At 39.0% G+C, this 14353-nt stretch carries 13 protein-coding genes and 1 pseudogene; 8 read left to right on the forward strand and 6 right to left on the reverse strand.

Going from position 1 to position 14353, the window contains the following annotated elements:
* Positions 1-17: 17 nt before the first annotated feature.
* Positions 18-1070 (forward strand): C45 family autoproteolytic acyltransferase/hydolase, encoded by a 1053-nt coding sequence (locus ACSKT4_RS07280; RefSeq protein ID WP_465823114.1) that lies wholly within the window; start codon positions 18-20, stop codon positions 1068-1070.
* A gap of 91 nt (positions 1071-1161) precedes the next feature.
* Positions 1162-1836 (forward strand): hypothetical protein, encoded by a 675-nt coding sequence (locus tag ACSKT4_RS07285; RefSeq protein ID WP_186868905.1) that lies wholly within the window; start codon positions 1162-1164, stop codon positions 1834-1836.
* 586 nt (positions 1837-2422) lie between these two features.
* On the opposite strand, the gene ACSKT4_RS07290 is transcribed toward ACSKT4_RS07285, so the two are convergent.
* The 6 genes and pseudogenes from ACSKT4_RS07290 to kynU all read right to left on the reverse strand — a co-directional run bounded on the left by ACSKT4_RS07290 (position 2423) and on the right by kynU (position 7245).
* On the reverse strand, positions 2423-2932 hold the full coding sequence (locus ACSKT4_RS07290) for a DUF3916 domain-containing protein (RefSeq protein WP_211742082.1): 510 nt from the start codon (positions 2930-2932) through the stop codon (positions 2423-2425).
* A 32-nt stretch (positions 2933-2964) separates the two neighbouring features.
* A pseudogene (locus ACSKT4_RS07295) lies at positions 2965-3168 on the reverse strand (IS1595 family transposase); the annotation flags it as partial.
* A gap of 64 nt (positions 3169-3232) precedes the next feature.
* A complete protein-coding gene (gene dnaN / locus ACSKT4_RS07300) occupies positions 3233-4357 on the reverse strand; it encodes a DNA polymerase III subunit beta (protein ID WP_186868903.1) in 1125 nt (374 codons plus the stop codon).
* Positions 4358-4488: 131 nt separating this feature from the next.
* Positions 4489-5337, reverse strand: coding sequence for a tryptophan 2,3-dioxygenase (gene kynA, locus ACSKT4_RS07305; protein WP_186868902.1), 849 nt, complete (start codon positions 5335-5337; stop codon positions 4489-4491).
* Positions 5330-5974, reverse strand: coding sequence for an arylformamidase (gene kynB / locus ACSKT4_RS07310; protein ID WP_186868901.1), 645 nt, complete (start codon positions 5972-5974; stop codon positions 5330-5332). Before kynB ends, kynA begins: the two co-directional genes overlap by 8 nt.
* A complete protein-coding gene (kynU, locus tag ACSKT4_RS07315) occupies positions 5974-7245 on the reverse strand; it encodes a kynureninase (protein WP_465823115.1) in 1272 nt (423 codons plus the stop codon). Before kynU ends, kynB begins: the two co-directional genes overlap by 1 nt.
* Before the next feature lie 157 nt (positions 7246-7402).
* Here kynU and ACSKT4_RS07320 point away from each other — a divergent pair, with 157 nt between their 5' ends.
* The 6 genes from ACSKT4_RS07320 to ACSKT4_RS07345 all read left to right on the forward strand — a co-directional run bounded on the left by ACSKT4_RS07320 (position 7403) and on the right by ACSKT4_RS07345 (position 14280).
* Entirely contained in the window at positions 7403-8581 is a 1179-nt protein-coding gene (locus ACSKT4_RS07320; RefSeq protein ID WP_465823134.1) for an LL-diaminopimelate aminotransferase, read from the forward strand.
* Entirely contained in the window at positions 8578-10242 is a 1665-nt protein-coding gene (locus ACSKT4_RS07325; protein WP_465823116.1) for a thiamine pyrophosphate-binding protein, read from the forward strand. The genes ACSKT4_RS07320 and ACSKT4_RS07325 overlap by 4 nt, the downstream gene beginning before the upstream one ends.
* Before the next feature lie 31 nt (positions 10243-10273).
* Positions 10274-11764 carry an aldehyde dehydrogenase family protein gene (locus tag ACSKT4_RS07330; RefSeq protein ID WP_211742077.1) on the forward strand — a complete coding sequence of 497 codons (1491 nt, stop codon included), beginning with the start codon at positions 10274-10276 and terminating at the stop codon, positions 11762-11764.
* Positions 11765-11949: 185 nt separating this feature from the next.
* The gene (locus tag ACSKT4_RS07335; RefSeq protein ID WP_465823118.1) at positions 11950-13122 is read left to right on the forward strand and encodes a saccharopine dehydrogenase family protein; all 1173 of its coding nucleotides are present in this window, start codon (positions 11950-11952) and stop codon (positions 13120-13122) included.
* Positions 13123-13186: 64 nt separating this feature from the next.
* Positions 13187-13954, forward strand: a complete 768-nt coding sequence (locus ACSKT4_RS07340) for an IclR family transcriptional regulator (protein WP_186868895.1) — start codon at positions 13187-13189, stop codon at positions 13952-13954.
* Positions 13951-14280, forward strand: a complete 330-nt coding sequence (locus ACSKT4_RS07345; protein ID WP_186868894.1) for a DUF3870 domain-containing protein — start codon at positions 13951-13953, stop codon at positions 14278-14280. The genes ACSKT4_RS07340 and ACSKT4_RS07345 overlap by 4 nt, the downstream gene beginning before the upstream one ends.
* The last annotated feature ends 73 nt before the right edge of the window (positions 14281-14353 follow it).

Consider the following 14353-nt stretch of genomic DNA (forward strand, 5'->3'; position numbering starts at 1 on the left):
ATAAAAGGATGATCAAATTGAAGGAAATTTACAGCGACATAATTCAATTCCGTGGCACCCATTATGAATTTGGTTATAAACAGGGTGAGATGCTAAAAGATTCTTTAATCATCGAAAATCGTAGACGAATTTGGAAAATACGTAGAGCTCATTTTATTATTAAAGAACAAGAAGTAAAGGAAGCAATACTTCCATTTGCACCAGGTATTTGGGAAGAGCTACTCGGTTTACGTGACGCATTACAATGGGATATGCAAGAGGTGCTACGTGAGTTTGGCGGATACCGACTACATTATCAGCGAAGTGGATGTTCTATTTTTACTGATACAGATTATATGATACGCAATTATGATTATCATCCTAAAACATATGAAGGAAGGTATACGATTTTTTCACCGACCGATCAAGGCTATGCTGTCATTGGTCCCTCGCAAAGGATTACCGGAAGAATGGATGGAATGAATGAAAAAGGTCTAAGCCTTGGCTATAATTTCATGCATCGTAAGAAACCAGGCGACGGTTTTATTTGTAATATGATTGGCAGGATGGTTCTGGAAAATTGCGCAACGGTCGAAGAGGCAGTAGATATGTTGGAGGAAGTCCCACATCGTCATAGCTTCAGTTATATTGTATTAGATAAGTCTGGAGAAACGTTTATCGTAGAGGCGACACCACGGGGAACCGAGGTTCGCAGATCGAATGTTTGTACGAATCATTTCGAAATCATGACACATGAAAATCGTCATCATTTAGTAGATTCCTATAAGCGAATGGATGCCATCGAAACGCAGAAACACCGTGTAACAAATGCCTATCAAGCTTTTCGAATGATGAATGATTCCGATAAAGGAGTATTTTCAAACCAATATCAAAACTGGTCTGGAACAATACATACTTCTGCTTATTTTCCAAAAGAATTAAAAGCATGGTTTGCATTAGGTGGAGATCGTGAACCTATCATCTTTGATTTTGGAAAATGGTTAAATGGAGAGCAAATAAATTTAAAACGGATTTTAGGGAAAGTGGATACTGACCTACCATTCGTGCATATGGATAAGAATGTACGTTGAATTTGTTGATAGTATGTTTAAATATTATCATGTGACAAAAGATAAGAATAGTTATTTTAAATTGTATTCATAATTTTAGGAGGAAAATCTGATGAAGCTCTTTCAGGTTCGGAAAGGTCAATTTGTTTTTTATCAAAATGAATTGCACAAAGTTTATACGGTAAAACCGATGTTTAAAAAGTCGGTCCATTTATATCGACTAAAAGATATGAAACAAGTCCTAACAAGCGCTAATGAGATTACTTTATATAAGCCAAAGCATAATGATACATTTATTTTCTATGGAAAACGATACACGATTGACGAGAGTAGACGACCTAATCCTGGTGATTACATATTAATTACAAAGCCTGCACCAGATTTACTAGACCATTATTCTTTAAATTCTATTGAAAAAGTGGCTAGTGTGGAAGACGGTAATGTTGTGACAACTAGGGATAATGGTGTAAAACATAATGAATACGTTGTAATGGTTCCTGGTAAAGCGGATGCTAGTCAAGAAATTGCCTACTATGATAAAAGCTTAGTACCGGAGGAGCAGCAAATTCAAGATGAATCGATAACGTACCTAACCGACAGTGATGAAGATGTCGTAAAACCAGTTGTTGGAGATGTCTTTTTAGATGTTGAGCAAAATACAAAAGCAATGGTAGTCGCGATGACCGATGCAGAGGTTATTTTTGGTCATGGAAAACGAGTTCATGTTACCGATTTATTTGATGAACAAAAATACAAAGTACTATTTCGGATTGAGGAGGATCTTTAAAGCTCTTTTTGCTTTAAGGATCTTCTTTTTTAGTTAAGAAAATATTAATTTTAGCATGCATATCGTAACAGCCATGTCTATCTCAGAGCATCTGCGGCGAGTGAGAATCCCCTTACCTCAACCCAGTCCATACGTCTCTTTCCAGTGTTTATTTGCTTTCAGCTAGGGAAGTATAAATAACTTTTCCGTCAGCATTAGAGAAACTAACACATTCGATAAAAGACGAACGAATGTGTTAGTTTCTCTAATTAATAGGCTCTGTTAAACAATATTGTTGTTTATTTGATTAAGAAAAGAGGCCGGGACAAAAGGATTTATCTTAAAGGAAAAACCGAATGATACGCAAAGACCCCGCTCCGAAATATACTTGCGGTTGCTTCCGGCACAGGGGCGACATCTGCTCGAGAGAACCTCGCAGTGTCTTCTTTACCGCCGGGCGGTTGCCTTAGCCTCCTCGTGCTACTTCTTTAGGGGTCTCACCTATGCCTAACCTCCCCAGGAGTCTACGTATATTTCCGGAGCTAGTATCGTGTATTATTCGGTTATACATTTAATTCTTTTAGTTATGTCCCGGGCCTCTTTATATTTATTTTAAATCGCCGATAAACCAAATTTCACCCTCATAGTGGTATCCATCTTCATCAGTAATTACTTCTTTAAAACCCGATATTTTCAAATCGTTAGGAACAGATAATCTCCATTCAATTTGAATGTTTCTATCATCAGATAGATGAAGCCACTTTTGATATTCGTCGTTTCTGTTAAAGAAATCTTTAAAATGGGAGTCACCTTTAAATACAATAATTTGCGAACCCCATAAATCAGGTAAATCAACTGCAACTACTACTCGATAAATTTCTTTGTCATTTGGCTTCAAACCCATTAGATGTTCAGCTCTATCCAATAATGTTTGAATGCATAATCGTTTGATTTTTTTTGGTGTTTTTTTGGAACTTATAAAGTCCTGAGCAACTGGTAGGTGTAGATGCCAATAACCATTGAAAAATTCTGTTGGAAACTCCAAAGTATTTTCTTTAATTCGTTCAATCATTTTATAAGACTTCCGTTTAATTCCTCGAACCTTTTTCTCTCGCATACCATTTCTCCTGATTCCCATAACTTAATGCCCTAAGTTTCTTTATACGTTATCTTAGTTGAGAATAAACTACTATCAATAAGCATCTTACTAACAGTTGTATTGTCATTACGATGTTTGATGATGTCCAAACATTTAAACCAACCCAAATAATGGTGGAGGTATTTTGTTGTCACGTCATTGAAACGGTTAATCTAACCTTTAAGACGGCTGTGATAGTTATTAACATTTTCAATAATTGTATTTGCTGTAAACTGAACGGCTTCTTTAAAAAACGCTACTTATCCAGTATCTAGTTGTTTAATGTGTCCTTACAGGAGATATGAGATGAATCTGAGAGGTATTTCCTACTGGTTCCAATATGACAGGACGCATAGAGCCATTGAAACGAATACTTACCTCATCCTCTTTCATTTCTTTTAATGCATCTATTACATAACTTCCATCGAGAGTAACATTTACTTGTTGCTCGCCACTTAATTGCCCAATCTTTTGCGTTTCTTCTATTTTTCCTACTTCTGTAGATTTAGAAGAGATTTTTAATTGGCTATGATTTATAGTTAGTTGGACCGTATTGTTTTTCCTTTCACTTGCAAACAAACAAGCTCTATCAATTCCCTGTAATAATTGCTTAGTGTCCACAGTAATATTAGTTTTAGATGACTGTGTAATTAAAGCTGTCATATCAGGATAATGCCCCTTTATTAGTCTGGAATACAAAGTGAGGTTATCTGATTTAAACAACATATAATCTTCAGATACAATGATATTCATCATAGAATTGGCATGAAATAACTTGGTTACCTCTTGTAAAGCGGCACTTGGCACGGTAAAGGAACCAGTTACATTCGATTCTATTCCCAGCTTACATAGTGCAAATCGGTGAGAATTGGTTGCCATACAGATTAGTTCATCCTGTTTAAAAGATAGATTTACGCCAGTTAAGACTGGTTTTGTCTCACTCCTAGAAACAGCAAAAACAGTTTTCTTAATGGCATCTATTAATTTATCACTATAAATCCTGATCCGGTTCGTTTGATTAATCATTGGTAAATGAGGATACTCTTCCGCACGGATTCCATTCAATCTAGTCATAATATCTTCAGACTGGATTGTGATGTAATGATTATCGGATAAGGTCAGTTTTATATCACGTGGTAATTTTTTGATTATTTCACGCAAATATATTGCTGAAACCACTATACTACCAATGGAATGAACCTCTAGCACCTGTACTCCATCAATGATTTGTGGAATCGTTCGTTGAATAAGAATATCTGAATTGCTACCAGTAAGTATGATACAATCTGGTTTTGCTTCCATTTTTATACCAGTTAAAATTGGAAGCGTAGCCTTTGAAGAAACTACGTGACTAACTTCTGTAATAGCCTTGCTAAAATAATTGTTATTAATGGTGAATTCCATTAGTGTAAATCCTCTCTATAGGTGCTCGATGGAGTACGTTAGGCATCCGAAATAAGGAACTAGTGAAGGGCATTCTAAGCTTTTTACAATTGAATCAAAGGTCTAGCTCCGGTCGCCGTGAACCTTTCTTATTATAGCTTTGTTCGCACTTCCCACAATTCCGGAAAGAAATAATGATCTAACACCTTTTTTAAATAACCAACACCGGATGTTCCGCCGGTTCCTGTTTTATGCCCAATAATTCGTTCGACTGTTTTCATATGTCGGAATCGCCATTGTTGGAACCAGTCTTCAATGTCGACGAGTTTTTCTGCCAATTGATAAAGGTTCCAATAGGTATCTTTGTTACGGTATATCTCTAACCACGCATCTGCAACAGTTGGATCCTGTTGATATTTGCTGGAAAAATCACGTTCTAATATGCTTTGATTAATGTGGAAGCCTTCTTTAGCCAGTGCTTGTATGGATACGTCATAAAGGCCAGGAGCCTCAAAGGCTGATTTTAGTCGTTTATGTAAAACAGGGTCTTTTTCATAGATTTTTACAATATGTGGTGTTTTATAGCCTAAAACAAATTCAACTAGCCGGTACTGATAGGACTGAAAACCCGATGCATTACCTAAAAATCCACGAAACTCCATATACTCAGCTGGTGTTAAGGTTGAGAGGACATCCCAGGCATGGATAATTTGAGTTTGAATTTTCGATACGCGGGCAAGCATCTTAAAAGCTGCTTGATACTCTCCGTTTTGAATAGCATTTGTTGCAGCCTCTATTTCATGGATCATCAACTTTAGCCAGAGCTCACTTACTTGGTGAATGACGATAAATAACATCTCATCATGATGATCAGAAAGTCGTTTCTGACTGTCTAGTAATGTTTCGAGCTGTAAGTAGTCACCATATGTCATTTTTTCTTTAAAATCAGTATATGCTCCAGAGTCATCAGAATAAAAGTCCCAAATGTAGTCTTCACGCATTTGCCATATCCCCCTTGATAGGACGTATTACCGCTCTTACTGGACTGCCATCGGCCCCAGCGATACGTAGTGGTAGGGCGATCAATTCATATAAGCCTGGGGACACATTATCAAGCATAAGATTTTCTAGAATATGGATGCCGTGTTTATAGAGAGCATGGTGTGTATCTAAGCTCTTACTAGTTATTGGATCCACAGAAGGCATATCAATTCCAAGTAATAGGATACCCTTACTAGCCAAGTAGGCTGCGATACTTGGATCTAATAACGGGATTTCTTCAGGAAAGCGCTTTGGATTATTCGGTAAAGAAGTGTGTAGTAATAAACGTTCTACATCCTCTAAATTATAGTCCCTTAATACTTCTGGGGTAATAGTATGATAGGAACTTACGTCGATCACTTTTGCTTTACCTATATACGTCTCAATCGGAATTTGTTCCATAGTGATTCCATCATTGTCGAAATGAAATGGAGAATCAACATGAGTCCCCATGTGAACACTTGTCGTAATTTTTCCGACATTAGCAGAGCCAGTTTGTTCCTTCGTTGCGGCAACCTCATATGTAAAAGGGCGATCCCCTGGCCAGTGAGCCATGTCGTTTGTAAGTGTTTGTGTGATATCAATCCATTTTGTCATCACGCGATAACTCCTCTAGTATTCTCGTATTTTTTATATTTTTGGTCTCGCATAATTTGTTTAAGCACTTCAACCGTCTGCCAAACTTCCTCAAATGTATTATATAAGGCGACTGGCGCGAGACGGATGCCATTAGGGCTTCGGAAATCGGGAATAATTCCAGCATCCTTCAATGCTTTACAGATACTAGCAGCATTCGGATGGGTTACGTATACATGTCCCCCACGAGATAGATGTTCCATAGGAGAAGCAATTTTAAACCCAAATTCGCTTAACTCCATCTCCATTAATGCTATGAGATAATCTGTTAATGCTAAGGACTTTTGACGTATAGCTTGGATACCAGCCTCCTGGAAAATTTCTAGCGACCCAATTAATGGTGCCAAGCTCAATACATGTGGAGTGCCAATCTGGTATGCACCGGCAGTTGGGGCGGGTGTCAACTGATGCTCTAAGTCAAATTGTTTATCCTTTTTCGAGCTGAACCAGCCAGATAATCCAGGTTCACTTCCTAAATGCTTCTCGTTTACATAGATACCAGCTACACTTCCAGGTCCACCGTTTAAATGTTTATACGTACACCAAAAAGCAAAATCAACGTTCCATTCTGATAAATAGTGCGGGATGGAGCCAATGGAATGGCAAAGGTCAAAACCGATTGGAATACCTCGCTCACACGCAGCGACTGTTAAGGTCCGCATATCTAAAATTTGTCCACTACGATAAAGAACTCCCGGTAAGATAATAAGTGCAATATCATCGGTCATCGAAGCGATGATATCCTCTGTAGTCAGAGTATGACCATCCCTACTTTTTACTTTCACTAAATGCTCATCAGGAGAAAATCCTTTTAGCTGAAGCTGGCTTTTGATGGCATAGATATCAGAGGGGAAATTTAATTCATCTGCAAGAATTTTCGTTTTCTTTCCCTCAGGCTTATAAAAACTAGCTAGGAGCTGATGCAGATTTGTAGTAGTTGACCCGGTTGCAATTAACTCATCCGGTTTAGCACCAACCAGCGGAGCAAATGCTTCTCCAACTTTCTCCGATAAATAGAACCAAGGATGCTTACCCATTGTCCAGCCATCAATGGCATCATTTTTCCAAGCACCAAGAATGGAAAGAACTGCCTGTTCCGAGCGTTTGGAAAGAAGACCTAAGGAATTTCCATCTAAATAAATTTTATCTCTAGTAACATAGAATTCTTTTCGAAACCTTTGCAATGGATCTTGATGATCTAAAGTTATAGCATATTGTCTACTAGTATCCAAAATAATCACCTCTGTTTTTTAAGCGCTTACTATTTTTATTGTAACAAAAATATTTCGTTTTTTAATAATAATTGAAAATTTTAATTAATACGATTATACTGATACCAGATATATGAAATGGCATTTCGCATGTTGAAACGGAAGGATGGGTAGAACCATGTATGTGTCCAATAAGGTAAAGGATTTGCCACCATATCTATTTTCCAGATTTCAAAAAAGGAAAGAAGCGTTGAAGGCACAGGGTGTGGATGTTATTGACTTAGGGATTGGTGCACCCGACTTACCAACACCGAAGTTTATTATTGATAAACTCTGTGAGGAAGTGCAAAATCCGTCTAATCACCGATACTCACCCTATGATGGAAGTAAAGAATTTCGAGAGGCTGTAGCTTACTTTTATCAGAACCATTATGGGGTGGAGTTGGACCCAGACACCGAAATTTTAGCATTAATTGGCTCCAAAGAAGGTATTGCCAATCTTATGCAGGCTACCATTAATCCTGGAGATAGGGTGCTTATTCCAGACCCAGGGTATCCGGTTTACCAGACAGCAGTCCATTTAGCTGGTGGTTACAGTACATATCTGCCGTTAGATATAGACAATGGCTATGTACCAATGTTTGACCGATTGTTAGCGGAGGATATACAAGAAGCAAAGCTGATGTTTTTAAACTACCCAGGTAATCCAACAGCGGCAACAGTCGAATTAGATACCTTTGTGGAAGCGGTTGCATTTGGGAGGAAGAATCAAATAGCTGTCATTCATGATGCTGCTTACGATTTAGTAACCTTTGATGGATATAAGTCACCAAGCATTCTTCAAGTCCCCAAGGCGAAAGAGGTAGCAATTGAATTTGGTTCTTTGTCGAAGAGCTTTAATATGACTGGATGGCGAATTGGTTATGTTGTAGGGAATAAGGAATTGATCAAAGCGCTTCACACATATAAAAGCAATATCGACACTAGTCAATTTCTATCCATCCAAAAGGCGGCAGCACACGCATTAAAGAGTGACTTAGCGGATGTGAGAAAGCATAATGAAATCTTTAAAGTAAGAATGGAACGAATGTACAAAGGATTAACTGATGCAGGTTTTCAGCTTGATAAGCCTAGGGGGTCTATATTTGTTTGGCCAAAGATTCCACCAGGCTATTTATCAGGAGATTTTGCTCACAAGCTATTGGAGGAGGCTGGAATTATCGTTACACCAGGAACTGCTTTTGGACCTTCTGGTGAAGGGTATATTCGGATTGCTCTATCGGTAGAATTGGAACGCATTGATGAAGTGATTAGGAGAATAAAGGAATTTACGAGTAAGGGCGTGAGACCGTCATGAACATGGAATTAAAAACAAAGATGACTGCAGCACAAGCAATCGTAGAATGTGTGAAAAGAGAAGGTATATCGAAAGTATTTTGTGTTCCTGGTGAAAGCTATCTGCCACTACTTGATGCGCTTTATAGTGAGTCATCAATAGAGCTTATTTCTGCAAGACATGAGGGTGGAGCATCCTTTATGGCAGAAGGGTATGCAAAGGCTGCCCATAAGCCGGGAATTGTCTTGGCTACAAGAGGAGTAGGTGCGGCTAATCTATCCATTGGTGTTCATACAGCATTTCAGGACTCTACCCCGATGGTAGTTTTACTAGGCCAGGTACATCGTAAGTTTCGAGGTCGGGAAGGATTCCAGGAAGTAGACCTCGACCATTTCTTTAAACCGATTAGTAAATGGGCTGTGGAGATTAGCGATCCTGAAAGAATACCAGAACTAATCGATCGAGCATTTCGAATTGCACAGTCAGGTCGTCCTGGTCCTGTAGTTGTTTCCTTACCAGAGGACATACTCCCTCAAGAAGTCGAGATGTCTTTTGGTCCCAAAATAACAATACCAAAGCCCTCCCCATCCAAAGAAGAAATTGTTTCAATCGAAAAGATCCTTAATAAAGCGGAAAAACCGCTCATTATTGCTGGGGGAGGGGTAAAGCTATCACAAGCAGAGGCAGAGTTAGTAGATTTGGCGGAAGCGTGGCAAATTCCTGTTGTGGCCTCGTTTAGGCGACATGATGTGTTTTCAAATACTCATCCTTTATACGCGGGACATCTTGGACTAGGAACTCCGAAGAAGGTAATACAAACGATTCAGGAAGCAGATGTGATTTTAGCATGTGGAACAAGACTTTCCGAGGTAACAACTCAAGACTATACCTTGTTATCCGCCAATCAGAAGCTCATCCATATTGACATCGAGCATGAGGTGATTGGAAAGGTATATCCGCCTGACTTAGCCATAATAGCCGACATGAAAAAGGCAATCGAATCACTACGTATGGTAGGTCTTAACCGCAGCTGGTCAGATTGGGCTAAGGAAAGTAATCAACGTTTTCGAGAGGTTAGCAGTTTAGTAGTTACAGAGTCAGATGCTATTAATAAGCATATTATTCATGCAATGGTAGAATTGCTGGAATCAGATACCATCATAACAAATGATGCAGGCAACTTTGCAGGATGGTTACACGGTTTCTATCCTTTCTCGGAAAAGGATACGTATATAGGGCCGACTTCTGGGGCAATGGGATATGGTTTACCTGCCGCAATAGGGGCAAAGCTTGCATCACCGAATAAGACAGTTTTATCACTTTCTGGTGATGGTGGGTTCATGATGACGTGTCAAGAACTGGAGACAGCGGTCCGAGAAAATATACCAGTAATTGCTCTTGTGTTTAATAACAATAGTTATGGAACCATCCGAATGCATCAAGAGATCCACTATCCGACACGCGTTATTGGAACTGATTTAGGAGAAGTCTCGTTCTCCGCGCTAGCCAAAGCTGTGGGTGCACAAGGATATACCGTATCAACCATTGAAGCGTTTAAGAATGCGTTGATTCAAGCATTGAATAGTAATACGCCTTCGGTTATCGAAATAATAACTGACGTAGAGCAAATTTCAGTCACATCCACCATTTCGTCCATAAGGGAAAAATCCCTTAAGTCATAAATCAATGAAAATATTAGAGGAGGTTATAAAAATGGTAGAAGTAAAAACGAAAAAACTAGCAAACTATATAAATGGAGAATGGGTTGAGGTAGAAAAGACAACGCCAGTAATTAACCCGGCAACAGGGGAAGCAATACTTGATGTGCCATTATCAGATCAAGCGAGTGTTGATGCTGCCGTTCAAGCTGCTTTGAAGGCACAAAAAGAATGGGCAATGATTCCAGCTCCACAACGTGCGGAGGTATTATATCGAGTAGGTTATCTTCTAAAAGAAAGAAAAGAAGAAATCTCTCAGCTACTCACAATGGAAAATGGAAAGGTAATTGAGGAAGCTCGAGGAGAAGTACAGGAAGGTATTGATATGGCATTTTATATGGCAGGTGAAGGGAGACGTTTATTTGGCCAAACTACTCCTGCAGAGCTGAAGGATAAGTTTGCTATGAGTGTGCGCGCTCCAATTGGTGTAGTCGGCATTATTACCCCTTGGAATTTTCCAATTGCGATAGCGACATGGAAGTCCTTTCCTGCGATTGTAGCTGGCAATGCTGTTGTATGGAAGCCCGCTACGGAAACCCCAATCATGGCGTATGAACTAGCGAAGATTTTTGAAGAGGCAGGTCTACCTAAAGGTGTAATTAATGTCGTATTCGGAAGTGGTTCAGAGGTTGGAAATGCAATGGTTCATCATAAGGATATCCGAGTTATTTCCTTTACAGGCTCTAATGATGTGGGAAGGAATATTGCGGCAGAATGTGGACGTCAATTGAAAAAGGTTTCCTTAGAAATGGGTGGTAAGAACGCCGTAATCGTGATGGATGATGCAGATATTGATTTAGCCGTTGAAGGGATTCTGTGGAGTGCCTTTGGAACAAGCGGCCAACGTTGTACAGCATGTAGCCGTGTCATTGTTCATGAGGATGTGAAAGAGGCTTTAGAAGAGCGTTTATTAGTTGCGATGGAAACATTAACGATTGGTAATGGATTAGATGAATCCATCAAAGTTGGTCCAATTATTAATAAGGGTGGAATTGAAAAGATTAAGAAGTATATCGAGATTGGTAAAGAAGAAGGGGCTAAGCTTCTAGCAGGTGGTTATGAACTAACAGAAGGAGATCATGCATCCGGTAATTACTTTGCACCAACCTTATTTACCGATGCGACTGCTTCCATGCGTATTGCACAAGAAGAAATCTTTGGTCCTGTCGTTTCGTTAATTCCGGTTAAAAGCTTTGAAGAAGCGATAGAAGTGAATAATGGTGTGACATTTGGTCTGTCCAGCTCCATCTTTACTAGAGACGTAAACCGCGTATTCAAAGCACAACGCGATTTAGACACCGGCATAGTCTATGTCAACGCAGGAACAACCGGAGCAGAAATTCACCTACCATTTGGAGGAACGAAGGGAACAGGCAACGGCCACCGTGACTCCGGCGTCCAAGCACTAGACGTCTTTACAGAGTGGAAATCCGTATACGTAGACTATAGTGGTAAATTACAAAGGGCACAAATTGATGTGGAGTAACCAATAGGTTTAGCTAGGAGAACGGTCCTCTTTTTATTAAGGAACTGATGCGAAGAGTTTTCTCTAATCGAGCGGATTAGCAGAAGAACAGTATTGGTGAACTCACAGATTGATAATACGAGTTCACCAGCCACCCGCGAAATAATATAAAATACAACTTTTAAAAGAACATAAGGAGTGATCACATGAAAGTAGGAGTATTAGGATCAGGATTAATGGGAAAAGAAGCAGCACGAGACCTAGCAGCAAGTGAGCAAGTCACAGCAATTGGACTTGCAGATATTGACTTAGCACGCGCACAACATGTAGTAAATCAACTTAATTCACCAAAACTAACAGCTTTCCAAGTAGACGCATCTAATGAAACTGAACTAGCACAATTTATGCGTCAATACGACGTTATCATCAATGCTTTATTTTATTCCTTTAACGAGATTGTAGCCAGAACAGCAATCCAAGTTGGTGTGAACTCTGTAGACCTTGGAGGGCATATTGGACACATAACGGATAAAGTGTTAGAGATGCATGAAGATGCGGAGGTAGCAGGTGTAACACTGATTCCTGATTTAGGTGTTGCTCCAGGAATGATTAATATCCTTTCCGGATATGGTGCAAGTAAATTAGATGAAGTAAAATCGATTCGACTATTTGTTGGTGGAATCCCAGTAAAACCGGAACCACCACTAGAATATTTCCATGTCTTTTCCATGGAAGGATTATTGGATCATTATACCGACCCATCTCTTATTATACGCAACGGTTTGAAACAAGAAATCCCTTCCTTATCTGAAGTGGAACGACTTCATTTTGAAAAGTTTGGTCCATTAGAAGCTTTCCATACTTCTGGTGGAACATCCACATTACCAATTTCTTATCCTAATGTGGATACTTTAGAATATAAGACGATACGCTATCCAGGTCATGCGGAGAAGTTTAAATTACTAGTTGATTTAAACCTTACTCGAAATGATTATGAGGTTGAATTACATGGTCAAAAAGTCAAGCCAAGAGAGGTATTACTAAAAGTATTAGATCCTATTGTAGAACTTGGGGATAGGGACGATGCGGTATTACTTCGTGTTGTCGTATCTGGTATAAAGGACGGAGAAGAGACTACGTACGAATATGAAATGGCAACATTTAAAGATAGAGAGCATAACGTAACTGCAATGGCAAGAGCAACTGCCAATACGATTTCCGTTGTCGCGCAAATGATAGGAAACGGAACCATCAACAAAAAAGGCGTATACCCTCCAGAGAGAAGTGTACTAGGAGACATTTATATTAAGGAAATGGCAAAGCGTGATGTTCATATTAAAGAAACCGTGATAAAAGAAGACTCCAAAGTTAAAAGCTAATGAATTAACCCTCTGTTTAGGCAGAGGGGAATTTTTCTAATTGTAGCTTGCAAGGAGAATTGAAATGAATCAAAGTGTCATAAAAGCACTAAATCTATTAAATTTATTTGATGAGAAAAACTACGAATTGTCTTTAAAAGATATTGCTAACCGAGCCAATCTCCCCAAGCCTACTGCTTACCGGTTATTGTCAGCATTAGAAGCAATGAATTATGTTTATAAAATAAAAGAGAATGAACACGATAGCCGTTATCGATTAGGGTTAAAGTTGCTAGAGCTCGGACAATTAGTTTCTGACCAATTGGAGGTCAGAAGAATTGCTTATCCTTATATGGAGAAGCTTGCATATGATATTCAAGAGGCAGTTCATCTTGTCGTGCTAAATCATCAAGAGGCGACGTATATAGAAAAGGTAGAAAGTAATAAAGCGATTCGGCTATATACACGGATTGGTAAAAGCTCACCACTTTATATTGGATCTGGACCTAAGCTATTGTTAGCACATATCCAAAAACAGAAGCAAGAAGAAATCTTAAATCTTGCCGGTAATACCATTAATCGAGAAAAAATGGAAAAAGAACTAAGGCGTATTCGAACGGAAGGATACTCCTATAGTATAGGAGAGCAGGATGAGAATACAACTGGAATATCATATCCGATTTATGACTATCGAAATAATGTAATTGCTGCGCTTACAGTGAGTGGTCTTTCCACTTATTTTGAAGGAGATAGTTTACAACAAATAAAAGCCAAAACAGAAGATACGGCCGCACGAATATCTAGAAAGCTAGGATTTCGAGGCTTTGTCCAAGGAGTTGTTGATTCATCATGAACACCGTTTTTATCGCAGGGCATGCTAGATTACCATCCGGTATGGCTGCACAAAATATGTTTGAAACTTTAACCATCACCGCGGAAATTGACCGGAAATATGGTGTTATTGTTGCAGCAAGTTGTACCCTGGCAACTGAGCATGGTCGTGACTTTGTCCAATATTTATTACGGGGATACAGTCTGCATGATGGTATCGATGAACCAATTCAGACAGTAAAACGACATTATATGGGGAAAGCGGGAAATGCTATTGTTTCGGCTTTGAAAGATTTGCATAAGCAGTATGAGTTGTATCTAGAAAAGCGAAAAAGTGCTTCATTATAAGCTGTTATTCAATTGAACGCATATTTGTATCTATGCGTTTTTTTCTTTATTTAAAAATTTCTATTAATCTATT

It is taken from the genome of Ornithinibacillus liuyingii, assembly GCF_055550225.1.